A 25,478-nucleotide genomic window follows, 5' to 3' on the forward strand; every position below is an offset into this window, starting at 1 on the left:
ATACGTGACTAAACGCAGTAAGCTTTGGGATCTCAAAGCCTGGCATTGGATAAGCTCGGCGGTATGCCTATTCGGCATGTTGTTGTTCGCCATCACCGGCATCACCCTCAATCACGCCGGCAGCATTGAAAGCCAGGCACAAGTAACACAAGTCGAAGCCCGAGTACCCGGTGCAATTTTAACCCAGCTCGCCGCTGCCAATCAGCGCGAGCAACTGCCACAAAGTTTTGCCACCTGGTATACAGGGCAAACCAAGCAAAGGTTAGCCGCCAATGCGCAAATACAGTGGAGCGACTTTGAGCTCTATGTCGCCATGCCTAAGGCGGGCAGTGATTCCTGGTTTACCGTGGCCCTGGACACGGGCGAGTTTTACCAGGAAGCGACTCATCGCGGCTTGGTCGCCTATTTTAACGACCTGCATAAGGGCCGCAACACCGGCATCTGGTGGAGTCTGTTTCTCGATCTCTTCTCCATTGCCTGTATCGTCTTTTCACTCACCGGATTGCTGCTGCTTAAACGCTATGCCAAGGGCCGCAAGTCAACCTGGCCCCTAGTACTGGCGGGGCTTGGCATTCCCGCTTTGGTACTGGCCATACCCGCGCACGCGGCACAAAGAAGTCAGCTAGAGGTGGAGATCCCCAGACTGACGGTGGCCGAATATCACCCGCCCTATGTCGCCATTTGGCTGGCCGACGAACAAGGCAAGGCGGTGATAAACCTGGCGCATTGGTACGACACCAAAATGGCCGACCGCGAAGGCGAAAAATGGCTTAAAGATTTACGCCTATGGTGGCGTCGCAGCGGTCGCAGCCTAAGCCTACCTGTCGATGGCGTAACCGGCGCCACTCGCCGACCGGGCACGGTAACACTGGATTTAAGCCCTTTTATGACGGACATAAAAGCCCTGCCGAATGGCAATTACAGCCTGAATATTGAAGCGGCGCGTGAACTGGGTGGTCGCGAATTAGTGCAAATACCCATCGCCCTGCCCAGCGGCGAATCGATCACTCTCACCGAGCAAGGAAAGCACGAGCTCGGTACTATTACCCTAACCATGGAGCCCAAGCTGTGAAGCTAGTTAAATTATCATCCCTTATTATCTGCGCCAGCCTAAGTGCCAGCGTTTTATTCGGACACAACGCCCACGCCCACCGCGCCTGGCTAAAACCCAACACCACAGTAGTATCCGGCGATGAGGCCTGGATCACCTTCGATGCGGCCATAGCCAATGGTATTTTCAATCCGGATCACCATGCCTACCCGCTGCAACGCCTGTCCGCAGTAGGGCCAGATGGCAAAGCAGTGGCCCTGCAAAACAGCGCCAAACTGCGCTATCGCAGCGTGTTTGACCTGCACCTGACCAACGCCGGTACCTATCGGATATTCAACGCCAGCCGCTCCCTCATGGCGCGCTGGGTCGATGCTCAAGGACAAGAGCAAAGGTGGCCTGGACGCGGAAAAACGGGCACGGTGGAGCAATTCGCCGAGCAGGTGCCGAAAAACGCCAAGGATTTGCAAGTCAGTGAGGTAGCGCGCCGCATGGAAACCTTTGTCACCTTAGGAGCGCCGAATGCAGTGGCCCTTGAGCCTACGGGGCAAGGTCTGGAACTCAATGCCCTCACCCACCCCAACGATTTATACGTAGGAGAAGCGGCTGACATGCAGTTTCTAATGGATGGTGAAGCCGCACCGGGCACGACCATAACCCTGGTACGTCAGGATGAGCGATATCGCGATCAACAGGTGGCTACCGAACTCAGCACCGACCAAAACGGTAAATTCACCCTGGAGTTTAGCGAGCCGGGCATGTATTGGCTCGAAGCCGAATATGAGGACAATCAAGGCAAGGCACCGGCGACCATGCGCCGCGGCAGCTATGTGGTGGTATTCGAGGTTCTTCCTCTTTAAGCAGCAATAACTGGCTATGTAAACGGGCTTTACAGCGTTCCTGAGAGCCCTTTTTTTATTTTCCTATCAAGAAGCTAGCCTTAGCACATAGATTTAAGCAGTAAACAACATTTACTTAGCATGCTAACTAAATTAAACTAATTAGCACGCTAACTAATTTGGAATTGTTGCTCATGTCCGATACCCCTTTTCATGAAACCCTGGATCTAAGCCTGTGTGGGCAACTGGGTCGCGTTCATCGTATTTGTCGTCAGGCTATTTCGGTGGCGGTAGAGCCCTTGGGTTTTACCCAGCCAAGGTGGACGGCCATGATGTATATGCAGCACCTTGGTGAGGGCTGTACTCAGCATGAGTTAGCGACTAATTTGGGGCTCGAAATGCCAAGCCTGACGCGCACCCTTAAGCAGTTGGAGCAAAGTGAGATTATCGAACGCCGAGTCGATAGTCAGGATAAACGTTGTCGACGCCTGTATTTTACCGAGCAAGGACACCAGCAAATGGTGCTGTTGCGCGCCCGTATTGCCGAGATTAAAACTCAGCTCTATAGGAACCTCAGCGACGAGCAACTCAACGGCCTTGCCCAAGGCCTGATCCAACTTGAAGAAAATGCCCTTAATTTAATACAGGAGGAGCAGTTGTGAGCCAGCCCCGCACCCCAGATCAACAATTTGCCCGATACGTAAAAATCGCCATCGGCTTTTTTATCCTGTGTTTTGGCTATTTTATCGTCGCCGACCTTTATATGCCGATGACTCCCCAAGCGCGGGTGTACCATCAGGTAACCCAGATCACACCCCAAGTAAACGGCGATATTGTGGCGGTGGAAGTAAGTAATAACGAGCCGGTAAAAGCCGGCCAGTTACTGATGCGCATCAATCCCCGACCTTACGAGTTAGCGGTGCAGCAGGCCGAGTTAGCCCTGGCGCAGGTACAATTGCAAAATCAGCAGCTCGATGCCGACATTAGCGCCCTCAACGCCGATTTAAGCGCCGCTAAGGCCAAGCTCAATGAACAGCAACGCTTACACAAGCGAAGTGCCGCTCTACTCGTAAGCAAAGCGATTTCCGAGCAGCAAAGCGATGAAATTACCGCCGGCCTGGCCACCGCCAAGGCCCAGGTCAGTGCCATTAAAGCGAAAATCCAGGCTGCCAAAATCAAGCGTGGCGACCACGGCGACAACAATGTTGCCTTGCAACAGGCCAAAAATGCTCTGGCCCAGGCCCAATTGAACCTAAGCTATACCCAGGTACTAGCGCCCCATGATGGCGTGATCAGCAACCTGCAGGTGACCACAGGCACCTATGCCAAGGCTGGCATGGCCATGACAGGCCTGGTTGCAAACAGCCTGGATCTGGCCGCCGATTTTCGCGAAAAGTCGCTCTACCATGTGCGTGTTGGCAAAACCGCTCTGGTGAGCTTCGACGCCCTGCCCGGTCAGGTTTTTAGCGCCCATGTCAGCGAATTTTCCGCCGGCTCCAGCGATGGTCAGCTTAATGCTAACGGCGCCCTGGCTCAGGTAGAAACGTCAAATCGCTGGGTACGCGACGCACAGCGCCAGCGCATCCATTTGCAACTTGAGCCGCAATCGAGCGCTAAATTAACCTACTTACCAAGCGGCTCCCGCGCTACGGTGCAGATTATTCCCGACGGCGGTATTCGCGCCGCCCTCGCCAAGGTGCAAATTAAATTCGTCAGCCTGATGCACTACATCTATTGATGGAAGAGGTGGAATTATGACGCTGACTGCCAACGATGTTCGACAAATGCTACGTATCGCCAGTGGTGCGACCCTAGGTTTTACCCTAAGTAAGCTATTCAACTGGCCCATGGGCATCTTTTTTACCGTTTACCCCATGCTGCTGCTGGGAATGGTACCTGTGATCAATGCCCATATTGCCTGCCAGTTTGTCGCCAGCGCGCTCTTTTGTGCCTTTGCAGTTCTTATGGTGCAAGGTCTGCTGGGGTTTCACCCTGTGCTCATGTCGCTGGCGGCATTTTTGGTCTTTGCCTTTTTGTTTTACCAGATGAGTCGTGGCGTGAATTTCTTATTCGGCGCGCTCAGCGTGGTGGGGTTGTCGATTCAGTGGCATTTCGCCAGTTATAGCCCTGCGGGCATGGACCTGTATGAGCTTATTTTTAGCAATGTCCTGGCCGTAAGTGTCAGTTTGGGCAGCGCCTATTTGATGCACTGGTTGTTCCCGGACGTAGCGCCACGCACCTTGCCTCAGCGCCCAGCGAAAGACAATGCCAGCGTACGCCATGAAGTGCTTTTGTGTGCCAGCGTCACCACCATGTCTTTTATTACCTTCCAGGTTTTGGACTTACAAGACTCGGTATCGGCTCAGGCCGCCTCTATCCTGATCCTCCTGCCGCTGTGTTGGAAGGCGGCGGGCATGGCGGGCTGGCAGCGCATCATTGGCACCTTGATAGGCTGTAACCTGGCATTAGGGGCGCAAATTCTGCTGTTTAACTACAGCCAGATTCTATTATTTCCGATCTTGGTGCTATGGATCTTAACCTTTGTGTTCAGTCGCTACCATGTGCTTGGCGGTGGGCTGCCGGGTATTGGCTTTGGTGTGATCACCACCTTCGGTATTTTGTTCGGCCAATCTTTGGCACCGGATCAGGATTTAATCTACAGCGCCCTGTATCGCTTTAGCTCGGTCTGCGTGGCCATCGCCGTCAGCCTATGCCTGGTTTATTTAATACATCACTTGCTCAACCGCTTTAGTGCGACGCGCCATCATACTTATTTTTAAGGTTATTTTAGGAATTCGAGGTTACAATTACGCTAAAACAGGGACAACAAGGATGATGATGCACAGGGTCTCTTTAAAACAGGAACAGAAATCTTGGTGGGTATACCCTATTGCTGCAGTGGCCGTATGCGCTTTGATTGGAAGCTTTATCAGTGGGAGTAATCTGCTGTTCGCCCTAGCCATGCTCGCCAACTTCGCGCTAATTTTGCGCCTCAATTTATCTTCACCTCAGATAAATACCACTAACCCTTTGGCAAAAATAAAAGTTGAAGGGCAGCTTCTCAAAGTGGGTAAGGTCGCTTTGCCAATTTATGAAGTGTATAAGGTGGTGATTGAGCGCTGCGATGATAAGGGACTGTTCCAGCTTGCCTACAATGGTGGCGGGCAGTTGCAGCTGGTGTTCGACGGCAGTTATTTGGACGACTTAAAAGCCTATATTCAACAAAACATGCCGCACGTTGAGATTGTGAGTTAAGGCCGCTGAGGGCCTTAGATCTTTGGCAGTTTCCTTAATTCCTTGGTGCGCCCACGCTGCACTTTTTGGTCGACCCGCTTGCGCTGAGTACTGCGGGTAGGCTTGGTAGCATGGCGCTTTTTTTCCACCTTGGTAGCGGCCAAAATGAGCTCCTTTAAGCGCTGCAAGGCTTCTTCGCGGTTTTGCTCCTGGGTGCGGTGACTTTGCGACTTGATCACTATGACGCCGTCCTTGGTGATACGGCTGTCGCGATACGCCAAGAGCCGCTCTTTATAGAAGTCGGGTAGTTTTGAGCGCTTGATATCGAAACGCAAATGAATGGCTGTCGCCACCTTATTGACGTTCTGGCCTCCGGCGCCTTGTGAGCGGATCGCACTGAGTTCGACTTCCCATTCATCTATGGTTACGGAGTTGGAAATTTGTAGCATTACTTGTTCAACTTAGCTGTTCATCTTAGCTTAAAGGCTCTAGCCTATTATCATCGCCTTTAGAGTCTATCATAGAGTCAATGTGACCCAGTCAATGTGACCCAATCAGTGTAATCCAAATAGGCTTCCACTCTAAAATGGTGACGAGCGCGACGCAAATCAAGATTTATTAATGGAGATAACAATGAAAAAGATATTTATCGCACTTACCCTGGCCGCATCAGCGGCATTTAGCTCGGCTCAGGCCTGGGCACTGGAGCTTACCACTGCGGACGTAGAAAAATTTCTTAAAGCCGCTCCTACGGTGACCGATTGGGCGGATTACCAGGGCGGTATTGACGCTGGTGCCCTGCTTGGCGCCCAACAGGAACAACAAGGCGATGCGAGCACAACGAATAATGCCATGATGAACAGCGCCATCACCATGTTAAAAGACAACGGCATGTATCAGGAGTTTGCCACCATGCTAAGCGCTTATGGCTTTACTCCAGAGCAGCTTATCAGCGTGGGCAGTGAGATCAGCAGCGCCTACCTGGCCAATATGAAAGGCAGCCTTTCTGCCGAAAACCAGCAGCGTGTAGACCAGGTAATGGGTGGTCTGCAAAGCCTCTCCGGCAGCAAGAGCAGCGACAGCAATTCGCTCCTAGGCGCCCTGGGCAAGGCCAATGAGGCGAGCAAGGAAGAGATTAGCGATAACAACCTCGCTATTGTCAGCGAATATATGCCACAGCTGCAGCAGCTGTTTAGCGCCTACGTGCAATAGTACCCGCAAAAAAAGGCGTAGGCGCCTGTCTACGCCCTATTTTCAGCACCCTTTTAAACAAAACTCCCTCCCCTCTTCGCAGTCTCCGTCTTCCGCGTCATAATAGCGCCATGACAATGGCAATAATAACTCCTTATGACCTATCTTCTCGCCACCACCTTGCTGTGGGCATTTTCATTTAGCCTGATTGGCGTGTATCTGGCCGGTCAGGTTGATCCCTGGTTTTCCGTGCTGACACGTATCGCCCTGGCGACCTTGGTATTTCTACCCTTTTTACGCCTGCCCCAACTGACACTTGCTATGACGTGCAAGCTGATGGCCATAGGTGCGGTGCAATTAGGCCTGATGTACGCGTTTTACTATCACTCCTTTTTGTACTTAACCGTGCCGGAAGTGCTGCTATTTACTGTAATGACGCCCCTGTATGTCACCTTGCTCAACGATGCCTTGGACGGACGTTTTAACCCAGGCTTTTTTATGGTAGCGCTGCTGGCCATAGTCGGCGCCGTGGCTATTCGCTTCGATGGCATTAATCAGGGCTTTATCCTTGGTTTTGCCATAGTCCAGGCGGCAAACCTGTGTTTTGCCAGCGGTCAGGTGCTGTATAAACGCCTTATGGCTCAAAACCCAGGCCTGGCTCAGCATCAAATATTTGCCTGTTTTTATATTGGCGCTTTGGTGGTGGCCTTAAGCTGTTATGCCCTGTTTGGCGATACCACAGCGCTGCCGCAAACGACGACGCAATGGACGGTTTTGGTTTATCTCGGTTTGGTCGCCTCCGGGCTCGGGTATTTTGCCTGGAATAAGGGCGCGACCCTGGTCAATGTCGGTACCCTAGCGGTGATGAACAATCTGCTTATCCCAGCGGGGATCCTGGTAAATGTATTGATATGGAACCGCGACGCCGATATCTGGCGCCTCACCTTGGGCGGCGGCATCATTATGGCGGCGCTGGTTCTTAACGAAAAGTACTTCAACAAGCAAAGCTGAATTTGGCAAGGGGGTTTACACCCCCTTTTTATTGGTCGCTCACACCCTAATGCTGGGGTAAGGCCTCAAAACGCGCCACTACCCGGCGCTGAATTGAGGCCAGGAGCACGATTAACACGGCGCCGATCAAAACCGGCGACAACAAATACATCCAGCCTTGTTGCGCCAGCATGATCAGCACGGGATTAGCACCGGCAGGAGGATGGGTGGTATCGCTCACCAACATCAAGCTCACCGCCAGTCCCGTCGCTATGGCCATGCTTAGGGGCGTGATAGGCGCATACAAACTAAATACCACGCCAATAAATGCGGTGACAAGATGCCCCAAAATAACATTTTTTGCCCGGGCTAATGGGCTATTAGGCACACCAAATACCAGCACTGTCGTGGCGCCAAAGGGCGCCATCAACCACAGCATTTGCGTGTTTAAACTATCCAAATAGGCCAATACCCCGATTGCTATGGCCGCACCAAAGCCAGCGATAACGTGCTTTATCATTGTATTCACTTCCTTTTCCCTTTAAGTAGACAACTCGTTCTACTTTTTAAGGTAGACAACACGGTCTACCTGTGTCAAGCTATTTTCATTCGGCGCCAGATATCAGCGCCGCAAGCTGTAGGAACTGAATCATGCAAGACAAAAGGCAGGTGCTGATAGACACGGCGTTGACGCTTTTTTATCGCCACGGCATACGCGCCGTCGGCATTAACCAGGTATTAGCGGAATCCGGTGTAGCAAAAAAGACCCTCTATCATCACTTTAATAGTAAGGATGAGCTGATCCTTGCCACCCTAGACGTGCGCCATCACAATTTTATGCACTGGCTTAGCGGCGCCGTTCAAGGCCAGGAGCCAGAGCAGAAAATCGCCGCCCTATTCGACGCCTTAGCGCTATGGTTTAGCGGTGAAGTGCAGGCGTTAGGCGCCTACCGAGGCTGTTTTTTTATTAATAGCCAAGGCGAGTTTGATGCCAGCCATACCGAGATTTTGCGCCATTGCGCAGCGCATAAAGCCGAAGTGGAAGCCTTTATCGCGACGTTGCTTACCCCAGAGTTAGTAATCAAAGCCCCATTAATCGCCCTGCTCGTTGAAGGAGCCATAGTAAAAGCGACCTATGGCGAAGGCGAACGCATCGCTGCCAATGGCAAGCAAGCCGCACTAGGCTTGTTGCAACAAGCCTAGCCCTGGAGCGAATGCTAAAGATCTAGTGATTTAAGGAAACTATTGCGCCAGGACTGTAGCAACGCGGGTTTTCAGCTCCGGTAAGAGCTCTTGTTCAAACCAGGGGTTGCGCTTAAGCCAGATATTATTACGCGGGCTAGGATGGGGAAGCGCCAGCGTATCCGGCCATTGGCTACGCCAGTCCTGTACCGCAGCTGTGACGGTTTTATAGCGTTTTTGCAAATGATAACGCATGGCATACTGGCCTAACACCAAGGTCAGTTGCCGTTGTGGTAAGGCCTCAAGCACCTGCTCACGCCAGGTTGCAGCACATTCAGGACGCGGCGGCAGATCGCCTTGTTTACCTGTGCCTGGATAGCAAAATCCCATGGGCACAATGGCAAACTTGTGCGCATCGTAGAAGTCCTCCTCCGTTACCCCCAACCATTGTCTCAGCCGCACACCACTGGCATCGTCAAAAGGCCGTCCGGCATTGTGGGCATGGATCCCCGGCGCCTGTCCGGCGATCAGTATTTTTGCATCACAGTGAAGCTGCAACACGGGTTTGGGCGGCAAGGGCAGATACGCCTTACACAAGGTGCAGGCGCGTATTTTATCGAGTAAATCCATGCGTAGGCTGATCAAAGGCTTTATTACAGCCTAGCTGATAGCGCGGGACAGCGACAAGCAAAATAGGCTGGCACTACAAGGTATTGTTATTATTGGGATCATAGTTTTACTAACTTGATGACCTAGTTAGTAAAATATTGATCTCAACACAGATCAGATTTTTACCAACTGATCAGGGGCAAAGCCGCTGCTCGGCAGCTAAATAGGTAGCAAAAATGGCTATAAAACCTGTTATACGAGTGGTTGCCGGCGTATAACCCCCTTCGCTTACACGAAAGCGACTGCACCTATTGGATCTCTTTAACCGAATTTATCTAAGCAACTGCCCTTATCCTGCTTATGCCCAGGGTTAAGATCAATATTTTACTAACTCAACAAGCCTCACTTAGTAAAATAATGATCTGTAAACCCCCTTTACAACTTTATACCGATGCCCTCAACTACTTACTGCGCCACCAAAATCAGCTTATCAACAGCGAAGCCTCGCGCAGCTAATTCTCTTTTGAAGTCTTCAACACGGGCCGGATCAACGCTTGGTGTTCTCGCCAAAAGCCAGGCATAGTCTGTGTTATAGCCGCTGATATAAGCGTATTGATATGAATCCTGGTCGAGCTTAAATACCACATACGAGGAGTAGAAGGGACCAAAAAACGATACCTTTAAATGCCCAACATCGCTCGCATCGACAAATTTAGCTTTACCTTGGGCACTGGCCCACTGCCCCGTTTCGGCATTAAAACCCTTGTTTAAGACCTTTACCGAGCCATCGTCATTTATGCTGTATGTAGCCGTCACCTTGGACAAGCCTTCTTCAAAGGAATGCGGCATTCTGGCAATTTCATACCAGGTTCCGCTATAGCGGGAGAGCTCAAATGGAGTCACTGGCGTTACCTGCTCAGGCATGGAAGTACAGGCGCTCAGTAACAGGGTTAGTAAAATAATGATCTTATTAGTTATGGTGATTTTCATTGTTTTTCCTTTGCTTATAAGTCTTAGTAATCACTTTAGATGAGTACGCAGTCAGGGGTATAATTGGATCGCTATTTTACTAACAACAAGGCGAAAATTATGCCGCAGGCTATAGGATTTGGTGCCGCCGATGCTGCCATCCGCGTTTATGTGAAAAATCGCCCTCCCCTTGTCGAGTTTCAACAACTGCATACCGTGTTGCCTTTAGACAAAGAGGCCATAGAGAAGATCAATGCCGAAGCAGGCAACGGCTGGCGTAAGGTGTTTAATGTCTACGCCAAGTGGCTGTTTGCCTTGCACGGTACGCAAGGGAGATTGGGGGAATTTCAAAGCTGGCAACAACTGCGGGATCAATTGCTGCTGCGCCAGCACAGCAATACGGCTTTGTTGTTCAGTACGCCCGAGTTTAATAGCCCTGCCCTGCATGTGATCGCCGGTCGCACCTATGCTCAGGAGCTGGCTGCACAGCCCTCACTTGGTATAAATCTGATCTGGCTGGACAAAGAGTTTGCAGTGGATCAGGCAAACCGGGTTTTGGTCTGCCCTTATTTCGACTATCGTCAGCTTAGCAATGTAAAAATCGATAAGCTCTGCCAGCTGATCCGGGAACTGGTTCCGGGTTACATCTAAATCAGGCTATTGGCAACGTATCGCATAGCCAGTAAAGCCCAAGGCCTTAAAGTAACACTGAGCAGTACCAAAGCCGGTCTGATCCAACAACTCAGCAAGGCGAATACGATCAAGCGGATAAAACTCATGTTCAAAGCTATGCCGGGTGCGCTTTACACCTATATCGGTCAGTCCCAATTGTTGGCAAACGACAAACTGAGCGTCTAGCTCGAAGGGAGTTTGCGGCTTCATTAAATCCGCCAACCACAGCCAGGCACTTGGCTTTAACCTTTGGCGTACGGCGCTCAATAAGTCGGCCTTATCGCCATTGTCGGCGACAAAGTGCAGCACCAGCAAACACAAGGCCGCATCGAAGTTACCTTCGATTTCCGCCACGCTACCACAATGGCACTGCACCCTGTCGCTGATCCCCGCCTGCTCGAAGCTCTTTTGCGCCAGGCTGAGCATATCGGCAGAAATATCCTGGACGACAAAACGCATCTTAGGTTTGGCCTTGGCTAGAGCCAGAATCTCAGAGCCGGTACCGACGCCGACCACAAGCACTTCAGCGTCCTCGCTAAGCGCCGCCTGGCACTGAGCCTGAGTCAACTGCTGTAATAGATCGTAGCCAGGCACCAAGCGATGAATTCGTTGGTCGTAGTGAGTGGCTTCGTCACCTAAAAAACTGGGCATAATGGTTCCTTAATTTGGCTCTTCTTAGCTTATAGCTCATTCACAGCGTATCTGCGAATATCCGCCTGGGCGTTTTACCACCTTGATTTGCGTGGCAACCCGCTCCGTGAGCTCGGCAACGTGGGAGATCACCCCCACCTTGCGCCCCTGCGCCTGCAGGTTGTCGAGCGCATCCATGGCAACGCTCAGGGTCTGAGCATCCAATGTGCCAAAGCCTTCATCAATAAACAAGGACTCTATTTTCACCTTGTTCGAAGATAAGGACGCGAGCCCCAGTGCCAGCGCCAACGATACCAAGAAGGATTCGCCGCCGGAGAGAGTATTAACGCTGCGCTGCTCATCCGCCATATCCTGATCAATTATGGCAATATCCAGGGTATTAGGGATACGGGTAAGGCGATAACGTTTCGACAAGGAGTGCAGATGTTGGTTTGCATAGGCGAGCAAAATAGTCAGAGTCTGGCTTTGTACCAGATTACGCAAACGCTTACCCTGCGCATCACCCAGGGCGCTGTTAAGGGTGGCCCAGGTCTTCAGCTGGGCTTGTAACTGCTGCAGTTGATCGGCCTGATCGGCCAGCTGGGCAAGATTCTGACGGTGATTCTCAAGCTTGGCGGCGATCAGAGTCAGTGTTTGCTGAGTCTGCTCATAGTCATTATCAAGCGCCGCTTTGCGTGCCTCTATATCACTCTGTGCTTGCTCTGGACGCACTTGTTGATGTGCACTATGACGCTGCTGCGTTTGTGTCAATTGCGCTTCAAGGCGCACCTGCTGTTGTTGCAACGTCTGCTGCTGAGCGAGCAGGGCATCAACCTCAACACTATCGCGACTTAGTAAAACTCGGATCTGCTCGCGGCCAATTTCGTCTTCGGGAGCAAAATTGGCGCTGCACCAATGACTAAAGGCCGTTTCCAGTTCGCTTAAGTCCTGCTGTAACTGAGAACAATTTTTTACCAAGTGCTCATATTCATTGCGTTCGCGCTCAAGCCTGCTTTGCGCCTGCTGCAATTCTTGCTGCGCCCCTTGCAGACTAGTCGCGCCTTGTTCGAGGGCCTGTTCAAGCTGAAGCAGTAATTGCTGGGGCTGCAATTGGGGAGCGAGCAGGGCATGACGACGAGTTAGTAAATTCCTGATCTCCTCGCCACTGTGTTGCTCTTGCCGCGTTAATTGCTGCAGTTGAGCGGTGCAGGCCGACAACTTGGTAAAAATCTGATCCACTCCAGTTTAGTATCACTAACATTTTGTTCTAGTTGCGATATTTTAAGCTGTTCCTGATCATACTCTTGCAGCTGCAATTGCAACTGTGGCCAGCAGGAGGCGAGGTACGCTGGCTCATCACGCCACCAAGGCGCCTCGCAAAATACCGCTTTTAATTGCGCAATACTGTCCTGGCTGCGCTCCTGCTCAGCTTCAAGTTCATCACTAAGGCGTTGATACTGTAGCTGTAAGTGCTGGCTTTGCTGCTCACACAGGCGCTGTTGCTGCTGTTGTTGCTCGGCAAGCGTTCGCCCTTGCTGCAACGCAGATCGCAATTTTACTAACTCCTGTTCAAGTGCCGTGGCGCTCTGGTACTTGTCATTCAAGCTTTGCAATTGGTCGCTAAAGTATCGCTCGGCCAACTTATCCAGCCCCGGCTCAGGACAAAAGTGTGCCAACTGCGCACCTAACTGGTCTTGCTCTTGCTGGGCTTGAATAAGGCTTGCGGCTAGAGTGCTAAGCTCTTGCTCAGCTAATCGGGCCGAGGTTTGTAGCTCATGGCAGTGGGTTAAATACTGATCCAAATTATCTTTAGCCAGCTTAAGCTGGGCGGCAAAGTCCGCCAGTAGGGCATCGAAGGGGCTGCTTTCGCCCGCTTCCACTGCAAAAGGATGCTCACAGGAGCCACACACCATGCAGGGTTCGCCGGCATTTAACTGAGTACGTAAAACACTGATCTTTTCACTGGCACGCAACTGCACCTGATTATAGGCCTGCTCAGCATTGGCTACCTCTTGCTGCAAGAGTGGCAGCTGGGTTTGACGCTCGTTCAACTGCTGCTGATACTGCGCCAATAGCCCTTGATTATGCGCTTGTTGCTGGCGCCACTGAGCAATTTTAAGCCCCAAGTCGTGCCAGCGACGATAATGCTGCAGACCCTGTTGCCACCTGCCTATATTTTGCTGCAATGCCCCAGGAGACTGGTGTTTTAGCTCTTGTTCCAGTTGCACAATGCGTTGCTCCTGGCCAAGGTTTTTTTCCTGAGTGCGTGTGAGCGTCTCGGTAAGTTCCGCAATGCGAGTGTTAAGTTTCGTCAGCTCGGATTGATGCCCTTGTAACTGGGTATTTTTTTGTTCCCTGAGCTGTGAATGCAAGGTGATTGGCTGCCATAGATGCTGATAGTGAGAGCGATTTTTTACTAACTCCACAAGCCAGGGTTGAGCGCTCGCCTGCGTCAGTTTTTGTTGTAACTGCGCCTGACATTGCTCGACACTAAGTTGCAACTTGGCACCTTGTCCTTGTAGCTCATGCTGCTCGCGGTTTTGAGCGACTATTTGCTCTTGCTGCTGTGCTAATCCCTGGCGCAATTGCTGTACCTGAGCGTCCAGGGTAATGGCCTGCTGCAGCGCCGGCTTTTGCTCACTCAGGCGAGCCTGAGCCTGACTATAGATGGATACGGCCTGTTGCTGTATCTGCTGCGCCTGCTCGCATTGAGCCTGAGCGTCTGAGCCTTGTAAAGCAACAATTCGCTGCTCATCTTGCTGTAAGCGCTGTCTCAAGCGCTCGGTATTATTTATATTGTCGCTGATTTGTCGACAACGGGCGCTGAGCTCAGCCTGTTTAAAAGCACCTTGGGCTAAGTGTAACCCCTCGGTGGCCTGAGTCAGTTGCGTCTGCAAATTCTGTAGCTCGGCGGTGATACTTTGTTCGTTGGCAAACCACTGCAATTGCATCTGGTAAGCACTACTTTGTTGTTTACGGCTTTGCTGGAGTGCATTCTGTTCTCGCTGCTGTTGCTGCAAAGCGGCAAGTTCCTCGTCGCTGAGCAAATGCACGGCATTCATATTGCTCTGGAACAAGGTTACTTCATTGAGTTTGGCCTTGTAGCCCTCAAAAACCCGCTGACCAACGAGGGAATACTTTTGTGTGCCACTTAAGCGCTCTAACAGCGCCGCGCGCTCGTCGCCTTGTGCCCGTAAAAAGGCGGCAAATTCGTTTTGCGCCAGCATCACGGCGCGGGAAAACTGATCAAAATTAAGGCCGACTAAGCGCTCGATCAGCTTTTTTGTTTCCGACTTGGCATCGCTTACCAGCTGCTCACTGGGCAATTGATAAAGCACATGGGTTGGTGTTTGCAGCCGCCCCTGGGCTTTTTTACGCGCGCGCGTTACCTGCCATAAGGCCCGATATTGCTGCCCGTCTATGGCATTAAAGTCGACCTTAACCCAGCCAACACCCGTACCGCGCCTAAGCAAATGCCGCGGGTCGTTCAGACGCACATTATCGCCATTGAAATCAACCTTCTGGGTGTTCTCATTGCTAAGTCGCGCGGTTTTGTCGTAAAGGGCCAGACACAGGGCATCGAGCAGGGTGCTTTTACCTGCGCCTGTATCGCCGGTAATGGCAAACAAGCCGGTGTCACTCAGGGGGGCCTTGGTAAAGTCGATATCCGCATCCACTAAGGACGCCAGATTATGAATTTGCAGGCGATTAATCTTCATGGCTTAGCTCCTGCTCAACGTCGGCAACCAGCTGGGAAAACAAGGTCTTAATTTCATCATTGAGATCCTGCTCACTCAGCTCGCTGTGCTCCTCAAGGGCAACGGATAGCAGATGAGCCGCATCGAGTCGTTCAAGTTGCGAGAGATCCTGAAATTCCACTTCATCCTGCTTTGATTGCTGCTGCGTTCGTACCCTTTCTATGCCGCAAAACAGCAGGTTTTTCCCCGTAAGGGCTGCATCTATTTGCTCACGAAAATCCGTGCTCAGCTCTTTGCTCGACAGACGCACGCGGATATAACCTGGTTGTGCATTATCATCGGGCAGGGCGCTCAGCTGCTGACACAGCTCTGTAAGCGGCACTACCTCCCCCTCGGGAAGCAGATGCAGCTTTCTGAATGTCGGAATGTAAAGGGGGTTGACACTTTGCAGGGCACCATCTGTGACTTCAACCAGCAGGCATTGATGACGGTAATGACGCTCGCTAAAAGACATAGCGAAAGGCGTGCCACTGTAGCGAATACGTTCCTGACCATTTACCGTCTGCGCCTTATGCAGGTGACCAAGGGCAACATAGCTGGCCTCAGCCGGAAATACATCCGCGCCTATGGCATCTTCACCGCCAATCACCAGAGCGCGTTCTGAGTCTTCACTGACCGCAGCACCACGAGCATGCAAGTGGCCCATGGCAATCACATTGGTTTGGCCATCAAACTCGCTGTTGTCCAGCATACTGCTGTAGGCTTGCTGCACAGCTGTGCTGTAGCTTAGGCTGGCGCTGGGGATATCGCAGGCTCGTAAATAGGGAAGCGCTAAAATCAGGCACTGCTGATCGCCCTTGGTAATGTTAACCGTACTAAGTTCCGGCGCCTGATGCTGATAATGACCTATTACCTGGGTATCGAACTGGGCCAGCAAGGATTCAGCCGTGGTGATCCGTTTGGCGGAATCGTGGTTACCGGCAATCACTACTATTTGCAGCTCAGGACAAGCGGATTTTGCCGCTTCGATAAACTGATAGAACTGCTTTTCGGCGCGACTAGGAGGCGTCGCTGTGTGGTAAATATCGCCGCTGATAAGCAGCACATCGATTGCCTGCTCACGCAGTTGCGTCAATAGCCAGGCTAAGAACGCTTGATGCTCATCAATGCGTTCATGTTCGTAGAAAAGCTGCCCAAGGTGCCAATCAGAGGTATGAAGTAAGCGCATGAAATAAAGTGATTAGACTTATAATGTCCTCACTATATCATGGAAAACTTGTTATCGCGGCGATTGCTTTATACCTATTCTGTTAAGTATGTGATCAGAGATGGCGCTGGATAAACGCCGTGAGCACGATATTTAGCCCGCTAGAATGGTTAGCTATTTAAGTGAATTGGTATTAATGGGTAAATTGCCACCAGGTGATCACCAAAATCGGTATGGCAATGGCCAGAACCAGCATGGGAATACGTATGCTACGTTGGTATTTGCTTTGCAGATGACTTATCGCCGTGCGCTCGTCACAGGCAGCTACCTTATCTATATAAAAGTAGCCATTGTCCAGGTACTGCTTACAATGCTGTTCATCGGCGGGAATAGCAATTAACTCGTTTTTCTTTTTAAGGACATAAAAATCCATAGCACCACCACATACACTTTGCTATGTGCGAATCAAGTGAACATTCCATCGCTTTTTTATATCTCGCCTGGCATTATTTTGCTGGCCGAGGTCCATTTTTATTGTTCACGAATTAAAAAAGTGGGGGATTCTAAAATTAATTAAATACCAATTGCAACCTTTGCAGAAATTATTTTCTTAATTCACTGGCAACCCCCTTTACACTTTTCGTAACTAAATTAGGAACAAGGTAAATAGTTAAAAACTAACCATATGTTTTATATGGTTTTATTATCGGTTACAGGATTTAGAAGGGAAGGGTTGGCAAGGATGAAAACCAAGGTCGCTATATAGAGCCGTTACTGCTACATTGCCTGTATCGGCTAAACATTTACCAGAAGTTAGTATTAGGGGATCTTTATGAGCAAATACCACAATGTGCCATTAAGAGGCGTTATTTTTGATATGGATGGCACCTTATTTAGCTCACAATTAGATTTTGCCCTTATTCGTAAGCAAATAAACTGCGCCCATGGCGAGGATATACTCGAATTTATCACCCGCCTGGACAGCGATGGTCAGCGCCACGCAGAGCAGGTAATACTCGACCATGAACTGGCAGACGCCGAACAAGCCGTGCTGCTACCCCAGGTCGCCCAGTCCCTTGCCAGCCTGCATAAGGCACAGATCCCCATGGCCATAGTCACACGCAACTCGGAGCAGGCCACGGGTATAAAGATGAGCCGAAATCCCATTCCCATAGATCTGGTACTGACCCGGGATGATGCCCCCGCTAAACCCAATCCCAGTGCTTTATTGCATATTGCCGAACGTTGGCAGATGCCGGTGCAGCACCTGCTTTACGTAGGCGACTATAAATACGATATTCAGGCCGCCCATAATGCCAATATGCGCGCTTGCTTGTACGCGCCGCACAGCATTCCCGACTATGCGGCCCAGGCGGATTATGTGATCCGTTGCTTTAGTGAATTACCCGCACTCGTTGAGTTATGTTAAATAACGTAATTTTCTAGGTTTTGCTACTAGCTACTCGCTTTTATAAAAACATGACACTAGCCCAATTTGCCTTGAGTTGTTAAAATCGTGCAAAGCATTAAATTCAAACTTGAGAGATTGAAAATGGGCAGAGCGTTTGAAGTTCGTAAAAACGCCATGGCGAAAACCGCTGCGGCAAAAACAAAAGTAAACTCAAAATACGGTAAAGAAATCTACGTCGTAGCAAAAAACGGCGGTGCTGACCCAGAGACCAACCTTTCTCTTCGTCGCTTGATGGATAAAGCGAAAAAAGATCAGGTACCAGCACACGTAATAGATAAAGCCATTGAAAAAGCCGCTGGCGGCGCTGGCGAAGATTATTCAACAGCTCGTTACGAAGGCTATGGCCCGGGTAACTGCATGGTTATCGTTGACTGTTTAACCGACAACCCGAACCGTACCATCAAGGACGTACGTCTTCCTTTTACCAAAACCGATTCAAAGATTGGCAGCCCGGGCTGTGTAGCACACATGTTCGATCACCTAGCGATCTTTGGTTTTGAAGGCGATGACGACGAAGCCGTGTTAGAAGCGCTGATGATGGCCGATGTAGACGTGACCGACATAGAAGTAGAAGACGGCAAGGTTTCAGTATTTGCGCCGCACACCGAATACTTTAAGGCGAAAACCGCACTTACCGAAGCATTCGATGGCATTAACTTTGAAATCGACGAGATCACCTTTGTGCCACAAACACATATCGAGATCACCGATGAAGACGATATCGCCAACTTTGAGAAGTTTATGAACATGCTTGAAGATTGCGACGACGTGCAAAACATCTATCACAATGCCATTGTGAACAACTAATAGCGTCAAACACGCAAAAAAGAAAAGCCGGATATTAATCCGGCTTTTTTGTGTAAAGGGGGTTTACACTTCTTACGACTCTTCCTTAAACAGGCGACGATAATGATGCAATAGGGGCTCGGTGTAGCCGCTGGGTTGCTCACAGCCTTTAAACACCAGATCCAAGGCTGCCTGGAAGGCAAAGCTGGCATTAAGCGACTGCTCATCAGCGGCCATGGCAATATAGCTGGGGTCGCCGGCATTTTGCTCATCCACCACCTTGGCCATACGGGCCATGGTGTTGTGCACCTGCTCCTTGGAGCACACGCCGTGACGCAACCAGTTGGCAATATGCTGGCTGGAGATCCGCAGGGTCGCTCTGTCTTCCATCAAGCCGACGTTATTAATGTCCGGCACCTTAGAGCAGCCTATGCCTTGCTCGACCCAGCGCACTACATAGCCGAGAATACCCTGAGCATTGTTGTCGAGCTCCAGTTGAATATCCTCCGGGCTCAATTGCTGGCCGTTGTCTATGGGCGGCGTCAACAAGGCCGCCAACGAATCCTCACCGAGTGGCGGCAGGGATTTTTGCACCGCAAATACATCGAGCTTATGATAGTGCAGAGCATGTAAGGTCGCCGCGGTAGGGGAGGGTACCCAGGCGGTATTAGCACCGGATTGCACATGCGCCACCTTTTGCTCCATCATCAGGGCCATTTTATCTGGAATGGGCCACATGCCCTTACCAATTTGCGCCTTACCGCTAAGGCCACATTCTAGGCCTATGCTGACGTTGCGCTTTTCATAAGCGTCAATCCAAGGCTGCTCTTTTATTTTCGCCTTAGGCAAGACGATGCCGCCTTCCATTGCGGTGTGAATTTCATCGCCGGTACGGTCTAGGAAGCCGGTATTGATAAACACCACGCGCTGTTTGGCACTGGCGATACAGGCTTTTAAGTTAACCGAGGTGCGGCGCTCTTCATCCATAATGCCCATTTTGATGCTGTATTGTTCAAGTCCAAGTAGACGCTCTACCTCGCTAAAAAGCCGCTCGGTAAAGGCCACTTCTTCTGGGCCATGCATCTTGGGCTTAACAATGTAGATGCTCTTGGTGCGCGAGTTCGCCAGCTTGCTACGACCGTAATACTCGGGCAGGGCACACAAGCTGGTAAAGATGGCATCCATGATGCCTTCAAACACCTCATTGCCTTCACTATCGAGTATCGCCGGGTTGGTCATCAGATGACCGACATTACGAACAAACATCAGGCTGCGCCCGTGCAGGGTGAGTTGCGAGCCATCGAGCTTGGTAAATTGCTGATCCGGGTTCAATGTACGCTCAAGCTGCTCGCCGCCTTTGTTAAAGCTGCAGCTCAGCTGACCCATCATAAGACCAAACCAATTGCGATACACATTGGTTTTATCTTCACCGTCCACCGCCGCGACCGAATCCTCACAGTCCATAATGGTGGTCAGCGCCGCTTCCATAATAATGTCTTTAATACCCGCCTTATCATCACGACCAATGCGATGATGCGGGTCGATGGCAATAATAAAATGCAGGCCATGATGGCAGAACAGCAAGGCGGAAGGACGCTGTGGCTGGCCCTGGAAACCGAGCAACTGAGCCGGGTTTTGCAAGCTTACCTGCTGAGAATCTCCCAGGGTCACAACCAATTCACCATTGTTGATGGCGTATTCGGTACTTTCGATATGTGAGCCGCTGCTAAGGGGCAGGGCTTGGTCGAGGAATTGACGGGCATAAGCCATCACCTTAAAGCCACGCACCGGGTTATAGCCACCGCCTTGCTCGGCGCCTTCTTCCTCGGCGATCACATCGCTGCCGTATAGGGCATCGTATAAAGAGCCCCAGCGGGCATTGGCGGCATTGAGGGCGAAGCGAGCATTGCTCACCGGCACCACAAGTTGCGGGCCGGCCATGGTGGCAATTTCCGCATCGACGTTGGTGGTTTCTATGCTCACCGACTCAGGGCTATCAACCAGATAACCTATCTCGCGCAAAAACGCCGTATATTCATCAAGATTATGCTCGGTATTGCCCTGATAGTAGGCATCTATCTGCTGCTGCAGCGTCTCACGCTTGGCCAGTAAGGCTCTGTTGATGGGAGTAAGTCGCTTGATAATATCGGCAACACCGGAGAACAAGGTATCACCGTCTATATCGGTCTGGGGCAGTACCTCTTGAGTAATAAACTCATAGAGCGTGGCGTCAATAGACAGGCCGCTGTGCGAGATGCGCTGAGTCATGAGCAATTCCTTTAATCGAACAAGTGTTATTTCACTGTAAACGAAAATATGTGAATGTGAACACAAAACCTATTCACTAAAAATATAGCGGTAATAACAACTATAAATTTAATAAATCTTTGAAAAACGGCCTAGGGTAAAAGTACAAGGCGACCACCTCATACACAGGGTGTTGCACAACATAACCATTACACGTTCAAAGGATACCGACTATGAAACAGTACAACGCACAGATAGACAGCCTGGCTACCCTATGCCAACAAAATGGTCAACGCTGGAACAGCATCAGCCCTGTTTATGCGGCGCGTATGCAGCTGCAAAACCGCTTTAAAACAGGTTTGGACATCGCCAAGTACACCGCCAAAATCATGCGTGAAGACATGGCCGCTTACGATGCCGATTCAAGCCAATATACTCAGTCTTTAGGTTGCTGGCATGGTTTCACGGCGCAGCAAATGATGATGGCGATTAAACGTCACCAAAAGACCACCAAGCGCAGTTATGTGTATCTGAGCGGCTGGATGGTAGCGGCGCTGCGCTCTGAGTTTGGTCCACTTCCAGACCAAAGTATGCATGAGAAAACCTCGGTTCCGGCACTGATTGAAGAGATCTACACCTTCTTAAAACAAGCGGATGCCCGTGAGCTGGATCACCTCTATAAAGCCCTGGATGCGGCGCAGCAAAGCGGTTCGGACACTTCGGCCATCGAAGCGCAAATCGATAATTTTGAAACGCATGTGGTACCTATTATCGCCGATATCGATGCCGGTTTTGGTAACGAAGAAGCCACCTATTTGTTGGCCAAGAAAATGATTGAAGCCGGTGCCTGTGCCATTCAAATCGAAAACCAGGTATCCGATGCCAAGCAATGTGGTCACCAGGCCGGTAAAGTAACCGTACCGCACGAGGACTTCCTAGCGAAAATCAACGCCGTGCGTTATGCCTTCTTAGAGCTTGGCGTGGAAGACGGCATTATCGTGGCCCGTACCGACTCATTGGGTGCCAGCCTGACGCAGAAAATCCCAGTAAGCAAAGAGCCGGGCGACTTGGCCAGCCAGTACATCGACTTCCTTGATGCTCAACCTATCAGTGGTGCAGATGACCTGGAAGACAACGAAATGGCGATTAAACTGAACGGCCAACTATGCAAGCCGGTACGTTTGGACAATGGCCTCTACCAATTCCGCGCCGGCACAGAGAAAGACCGCGTGGTACTAGACTGTGTAACCAGCCTGCAGCATGGCGCCGACCTGCTGTGGATCGAAACCGAAAAGCCAAATGTGCAGCAAATTGCCGAACTGGTAAATCGAGTTCGCGAGCAGGTACCCAATGCCAAGCTGGTGTATAACAACTCGCCGTCATTCAACTGGACATTGAAGTTCCGTGAGCAGGTTTTCGCACAATGGCAGGCTGAAGGCCGCGATCTAAGCGCCTATCCAGATCCAACAGCGGATGCCAAGGTGTTGATGGATGCGAGCCTGGATAGCTCAGAGCTTGCGGTTGCTGCCGACGAACTTGTACGTAACTTCCAGCGCGATGGTGCCCGTGAAGCTGGTATCTTCCACCACCTGATCACCTTGCCGACTTACCATACGGCGGCACTAAGCACAGATATTCTTGCTGAAGGTTACTTCGGTGACTTGGGCATGCTGGCCTATGTACGCGACGTTCAACGTCAGGAAATCCGCCGCGAGCAGGCCTCGGTTAAGCACCAAGACCTGGCAGGTTCTAATATCGGTGATACCCATAAAGAATACTTCTCCGGTGAAAATGCGCTTAAAGCGGGCGGTGAAGCCAATACCATGAATCAGTTCTAACCACTGTGTGTTGCAAGCAAAAGGGCCGAATGGCCCTTTTTTATTGAGATCAGCTTTTAACCAGGTCGAGCAATGCCCAAAGCAAAGGGGCGCTACAGAAGCTGATTGGCCCTGCAAATGAGCATAAAGCAAAATTTTACCAAGTGTCTTGATATAACTTTTAGGAACAAACCAAGATTTTACTAACTGCTCAGGGGATCCCGGAACATTTTTTTACTAACCTGGTTTTTTACTAAAGCAATCCTGGTGGCATTAAAAAAGGCCGTACTAATGACGGCCTTTTGGTCCAGTGCAAGTGTTTAAATTAGGCTTGATGGCGACGCAGAGGCACCACAGAATTATCTTCTTCGGCGGTGCTAGGCTTTGGGTTGTCACCTTGGGCAAGCGCGTTAAGGCGCTCACGCACACTCTGAGCGTCCTGCGATGCGGTTTTTTGTGCCGCTTGGTTTAAACGAGCGCGCACAGAATCAAGCTGTTGCTGATGTGGATCTTGCGGGGCAATATGATCTACCGACACGCCTTCTTGCGCCATCATATCGGCTAAAGAGTCCGAGGGCAGATTAAGCGCCAGCATGGCAATATCCACAGTTTCTTTACAACAGATCTTCTCGGCTAAGCTTAACTGTTCAAGTGTTTGCTTAAGCTTGCTGTAATCCAAAAACAGCTGGCTAAGATGGTTTTGCAAGACCGACTGTGAGGTCAGGTGGTCCGGCTTCGACATAGATGTACTCAGCGAGCCCAGCAAGCCTTCTTCACGCATTTTTTCAATCAGTGCTGCGGAGGGCATGTTAAGGTCGGTAAAAACCTGATCCACATTGCGCTTGACGCGAATAGCTTCAAGCATGCTTAAGCGCGCAAAGGCACGAGTAAGATTATGATGATCCGTTAATATTGCAAACATAAGCCCTCCTGTTGAGAGTCGTCAGTCTAGCAGACGACTGTTAAACTTTTATTACAAAACCCAAACTTCAACTCGGCGGTTGCGCTCACGCCCCTGTACCGTGCTGTTGTTGGCAACCGGCAGAGCTTCACCAAAGCCCTGGGTGTCAAATACGCCAATACCGCGGGCGCTAAGCTCGGTGGCTACCGAACGAGCACGTTGTGTTGACAGTGTTTTATTCTTCACGTCGTCACCGGAATTATCCGAGAAGCCCATTAGTACCACACGCTTTTCCGGGTGCTCTTCTAAGAAGCCAAGCAGACGTTGTAAGTCGCGCTTACCCTTGTTATCAAGCTGGCCGCTGCCGAACTCGAAACGGAAGGTAAGAGACAGACGTTGGCCCTGGCTGGCATATTGCTTATAAACCGCAGGAGCTGTAAGCGGTGCCTGTACCCGCTCAACATGGATGTTCTGTGAAATTAGACCTGTCTCGGCCACAATTTCCTGACCCGGGTATGAGATAGCGTAATGAGCAAAGTTCTTAACGAACATGTTAGCCGTGGTCGGTGTATACAGATACAAACGACGTGACAAGGCATAGTCCTCAGTACCTATGGTAAAGCGGGTAGGGTAGATAGGCGCAGTTTGCTCACCCTCAGAGATGGCTACCGCTTTGTTGTGCACTATGTAGTTAAGGCCGATAAAACCGATACTGTGCTCATCCTGCGACACCAGTTGTGATAGCTCAGAGCTGGACTCAAAACGCTGGGCGTTATTACTTAGTTTAGCGCTGTGCTTTTTCAAAACCAGGTTTTTAAAGGTATCCCAGGTACCAGATTTAGCATCACGGGCATACAAATTAATGGCCGCCGACGCTCCGCCTAGCTCACGCCAGTTAGTGATCTTGCCAGAAAAAACGTCCGCCAGTTGCTGTGTGGTCAAGTGGCTGATAGGGTTGTTTTGGTTCACAATCACCGCCAGACCATCAAGGCCGATAATGTGCTCATTACCCACCTGGCTGAAGTCACCATATTGATCTTTTAGACTGGCCACTTCTTTATCTTTTACCTTGCGCGATGCCATAGCCACATCAGCTTTGGCCGCCTGCACATCGGCAAAGCCGGTGCTTGAGCCGTGCGCATGCAGTTCAATATAGTAAGGTTTATCGGCTAAGCGATAGTGAAGCTCGCGCTCTACCGCCACATCACCTTGTTGCCAAGTGAAATCACTGGCACCTTGCTCTGTTAAATAGCCTTCGATTAACGCCGGCGCCAGTTTTTCACCTATGGTGTTAGAGCCGTGAATACGAAATGCCAATTGTGCTTGCGGCTCTGCCGGCACCTGCGCCGCAGGGGCTGCGGTTACCGTAGCGGTGGTTTGAGTTTGTACAGGTGCTTGCTCTGTGCCTTGCACTGGAGCCTGTGTCACCACAACCTCTGGCTTGCCCGCAAACATGGTGTAACTGGCCACGCCAAGGGCTATTGCTGCTGTGATGGAAGTAAAGATTAGAGCCAGTGGCTTCTTGCTTTCCGCCTTTGGCTCAGCCTGGGTAGCCGCAGCGGCGGGTTGTTTTAGTGCATTAATAACCGCATTAAGTTCACTGTCGCCGAGCAAACCCAGCTCGTTAAGTACCAAATCACGGTAGTTATCATCATTGATAAACTTTTCCGTAGCGATATCAATGCCAAATTTATTTTGCGCCAAGCTTTGTAGTTGTTTTAGCTGTGCGATGAAGTTCTGTTGATGTGCTGATGTCATGTGTTAAGCCCATGTTCAATTTTGGGGCTAAGAATAAAACAGAAAAATGACAGTTTTATGAAACGTAAAGGGGGTTTACGTTTATCTCTTTTTATTGAAAATCAATAAATTACCTAAAATATGTACATTTAAAGGATGGAGCTTACTATCTAAATTGATGAGTTTGCTTTGGGTATCGCCAAATTTGGCGGTGCTTTTTATCCTCCGTCACACACAATGACCTGCCCTG

General features: G+C 50.6%; 24 protein-coding genes and 1 pseudogene. 13 read left to right on the top strand and 12 right to left on the bottom strand.

Annotated features, from left to right (window positions below):
- Nucleotides 1-4 precede the first annotated feature (4 nt).
- The 6 genes from C2M17_RS13805 to C2M17_RS13830 all read left to right on the top strand — a co-directional run bounded on the left by C2M17_RS13805 (nt 5) and on the right by C2M17_RS13830 (nt 5,142).
- The gene (locus C2M17_RS13805; RefSeq protein WP_105201307.1) at nt 5-1,072 is read left to right on the top strand and encodes a PepSY-associated TM helix domain-containing protein; all 1,068 of its coding nucleotides are present in this window, start codon (nt 5-7) and stop codon (nt 1,070-1,072) included.
- Nucleotides 1,069-1,908, top strand: a complete 840-nt coding sequence (locus C2M17_RS13810) for a DUF4198 domain-containing protein (protein WP_233998004.1) — start codon at nt 1,069-1,071, stop codon at nt 1,906-1,908. The genes C2M17_RS13805 and C2M17_RS13810 overlap by 4 nt, the downstream gene beginning before the upstream one ends.
- A 173-nt stretch (nt 1,909-2,081) precedes the next feature.
- Nucleotides 2,082-2,549: a MarR family winged helix-turn-helix transcriptional regulator gene (locus C2M17_RS13815; protein WP_105201308.1), complete on the top strand. Its 468-nt coding sequence runs from the start codon at nt 2,082-2,084 to the stop codon at nt 2,547-2,549.
- Nucleotides 2,546-3,625, top strand: coding sequence for an HlyD family secretion protein (locus C2M17_RS13820; protein WP_233998005.1), 1,080 nt, complete (start codon nt 2,546-2,548; stop codon nt 3,623-3,625). The genes C2M17_RS13815 and C2M17_RS13820 overlap by 4 nt, the downstream gene beginning before the upstream one ends.
- 16 nt (nt 3,626-3,641) lie before the next feature.
- Nucleotides 3,642-4,667, top strand: coding sequence for a DUF2955 domain-containing protein (locus C2M17_RS13825; RefSeq protein ID WP_105201309.1), 1,026 nt, complete (start codon nt 3,642-3,644; stop codon nt 4,665-4,667).
- Nucleotides 4,639-5,142: a hypothetical protein gene (locus tag C2M17_RS13830; RefSeq protein WP_158684033.1), complete on the top strand. Its 504-nt coding sequence runs from the start codon at nt 4,639-4,641 to the stop codon at nt 5,140-5,142. Before C2M17_RS13825 ends, C2M17_RS13830 begins: the two co-directional genes overlap by 29 nt.
- Before the next feature lie 14 nt (nt 5,143-5,156).
- Here C2M17_RS13830 and arfB read toward each other — a convergent pair whose 3' ends face one another.
- Nucleotides 5,157-5,570 (bottom strand): alternative ribosome rescue aminoacyl-tRNA hydrolase ArfB, encoded by a 414-nt coding sequence (gene arfB / locus C2M17_RS13835; protein ID WP_105201311.1) that lies wholly within the window; start codon nt 5,568-5,570, stop codon nt 5,157-5,159.
- Between the two features lie 184 nt (nt 5,571-5,754).
- On the opposite strand from arfB, the gene C2M17_RS13840 reads away from it, so the two are divergent.
- Nucleotides 5,755-6,333 carry a short-chain dehydrogenase gene (locus C2M17_RS13840; RefSeq protein WP_105201312.1) on the top strand — a complete coding sequence of 193 codons (579 nt, stop codon included), beginning with the start codon at nt 5,755-5,757 and terminating at the stop codon, nt 6,331-6,333.
- Nucleotides 6,334-6,468: 135 nt separating this feature from the next.
- The gene (locus C2M17_RS13845; RefSeq protein WP_105201313.1) at nt 6,469-7,323 is read left to right on the top strand and encodes a DMT family transporter; all 855 of its coding nucleotides are present in this window, start codon (nt 6,469-6,471) and stop codon (nt 7,321-7,323) included.
- A 46-nt stretch (nt 7,324-7,369) separates the two neighbouring features.
- On the opposite strand, the gene C2M17_RS13850 is transcribed toward C2M17_RS13845, so the two are convergent.
- Nucleotides 7,370-7,822, bottom strand: coding sequence for an HPP family protein (locus C2M17_RS13850; RefSeq protein ID WP_105201314.1), 453 nt, complete (start codon nt 7,820-7,822; stop codon nt 7,370-7,372).
- Nucleotides 7,823-7,953: 131 nt separating this feature from the next.
- Here C2M17_RS13850 and C2M17_RS13855 point away from each other — a divergent pair, with 131 nt between their 5' ends.
- On the top strand, nt 7,954-8,505 hold the full coding sequence (locus tag C2M17_RS13855) for a TetR/AcrR family transcriptional regulator (protein ID WP_105201315.1): 552 nt from the start codon (nt 7,954-7,956) through the stop codon (nt 8,503-8,505).
- A 39-nt stretch (nt 8,506-8,544) separates the two neighbouring features.
- On the opposite strand, the gene C2M17_RS13860 is transcribed toward C2M17_RS13855, so the two are convergent.
- The gene (locus tag C2M17_RS13860) at nt 8,545-9,114 is read right to left on the bottom strand and encodes a uracil-DNA glycosylase family protein (RefSeq protein WP_105201316.1); all 570 of its coding nucleotides are present in this window, start codon (nt 9,112-9,114) and stop codon (nt 8,545-8,547) included.
- 444 nt (nt 9,115-9,558) lie between these two features.
- Complete coding sequence (locus C2M17_RS13865; RefSeq protein WP_105201317.1) at nt 9,559-10,083, bottom strand: lipocalin family protein; 525 nt, start codon at nt 10,081-10,083, stop codon at nt 9,559-9,561.
- Between the two features lie 99 nt (nt 10,084-10,182).
- On the opposite strand from C2M17_RS13865, the gene C2M17_RS13870 reads away from it, so the two are divergent.
- A complete protein-coding gene (locus C2M17_RS13870; RefSeq protein ID WP_105201318.1) occupies nt 10,183-10,713 on the top strand; it encodes a DUF6942 family protein in 531 nt (176 codons plus the stop codon).
- 6 nt (nt 10,714-10,719) lie between these two features.
- On the opposite strand, the gene C2M17_RS13875 is transcribed toward C2M17_RS13870, so the two are convergent.
- The 5 genes and pseudogenes from C2M17_RS13875 to C2M17_RS13895 form a co-directional block, all read right to left on the bottom strand.
- A complete protein-coding gene (locus tag C2M17_RS13875) occupies nt 10,720-11,385 on the bottom strand; it encodes a class I SAM-dependent methyltransferase (RefSeq protein WP_105201319.1) in 666 nt (221 codons plus the stop codon).
- A gap of 36 nt (nt 11,386-11,421) precedes the next feature.
- Nucleotides 11,422-11,889, bottom strand: a pseudogene (locus tag C2M17_RS16220) (SbcC/MukB-like Walker B domain-containing protein); the annotation flags it as partial.
- 659 nt (nt 11,890-12,548) lie between these two features.
- Entirely contained in the window at nt 12,549-15,083 is a 2,535-nt protein-coding gene (locus C2M17_RS13885; RefSeq protein ID WP_105201321.1) for an AAA family ATPase, read from the bottom strand.
- Nucleotides 15,073-16,290, bottom strand: a complete 1,218-nt coding sequence (locus C2M17_RS13890; RefSeq protein ID WP_105201322.1) for an exonuclease SbcCD subunit D C-terminal domain-containing protein — start codon at nt 16,288-16,290, stop codon at nt 15,073-15,075. The genes C2M17_RS13885 and C2M17_RS13890 overlap by 11 nt, the downstream gene beginning before the upstream one ends.
- Nucleotides 16,291-16,462: 172 nt before the next feature.
- The gene (locus tag C2M17_RS13895; RefSeq protein WP_105201323.1) at nt 16,463-16,702 is read right to left on the bottom strand and encodes a hypothetical protein; all 240 of its coding nucleotides are present in this window, start codon (nt 16,700-16,702) and stop codon (nt 16,463-16,465) included.
- A 399-nt stretch (nt 16,703-17,101) separates the two neighbouring features.
- Here C2M17_RS13895 and C2M17_RS13900 point away from each other — a divergent pair, with 399 nt between their 5' ends.
- Both C2M17_RS13900 and C2M17_RS13905 read left to right on the top strand, forming a co-directional pair.
- Nucleotides 17,102-17,698, top strand: a complete 597-nt coding sequence (locus C2M17_RS13900) for an HAD family hydrolase (protein ID WP_105201324.1) — start codon at nt 17,102-17,104, stop codon at nt 17,696-17,698.
- A 123-nt stretch (nt 17,699-17,821) separates the two neighbouring features.
- On the top strand, nt 17,822-18,547 hold the full coding sequence (locus C2M17_RS13905) for a YebC/PmpR family DNA-binding transcriptional regulator (RefSeq protein WP_105201325.1): 726 nt from the start codon (nt 17,822-17,824) through the stop codon (nt 18,545-18,547).
- 72 nt (nt 18,548-18,619) lie between these two features.
- Here C2M17_RS13905 and C2M17_RS13910 read toward each other — a convergent pair whose 3' ends face one another.
- Entirely contained in the window at nt 18,620-20,794 is a 2,175-nt protein-coding gene (locus C2M17_RS13910; protein WP_105201326.1) for a malate synthase G, read from the bottom strand.
- 212 nt (nt 20,795-21,006) lie between these two features.
- On the opposite strand from C2M17_RS13910, the gene C2M17_RS13915 reads away from it, so the two are divergent.
- Nucleotides 21,007-22,611 carry an isocitrate lyase gene (locus tag C2M17_RS13915; protein WP_105201327.1) on the top strand — a complete coding sequence of 535 codons (1,605 nt, stop codon included), beginning with the start codon at nt 21,007-21,009 and terminating at the stop codon, nt 22,609-22,611.
- A gap of 304 nt (nt 22,612-22,915) precedes the next feature.
- Here the strand turns inward: C2M17_RS13915 and C2M17_RS13920 are convergent, their stop codons facing one another.
- Nucleotides 22,916-23,512: a hypothetical protein gene (locus tag C2M17_RS13920; protein ID WP_105201328.1), complete on the bottom strand. Its 597-nt coding sequence runs from the start codon at nt 23,510-23,512 to the stop codon at nt 22,916-22,918.
- 51 nt (nt 23,513-23,563) lie between these two features.
- On the bottom strand, nt 23,564-25,249 hold the full coding sequence (locus C2M17_RS13925; RefSeq protein WP_105201329.1) for a substrate-binding domain-containing protein: 1,686 nt from the start codon (nt 25,247-25,249) through the stop codon (nt 23,564-23,566).
- Nucleotides 25,250-25,478 lie beyond the last annotated feature (229 nt).

The sequence above is a fragment of the Pseudoalteromonas sp. T1lg10 genome (assembly GCF_002964545.1).
Taxonomy (GTDB): Bacteria; Pseudomonadota; Gammaproteobacteria; order Enterobacterales; family Alteromonadaceae; genus Pseudoalteromonas.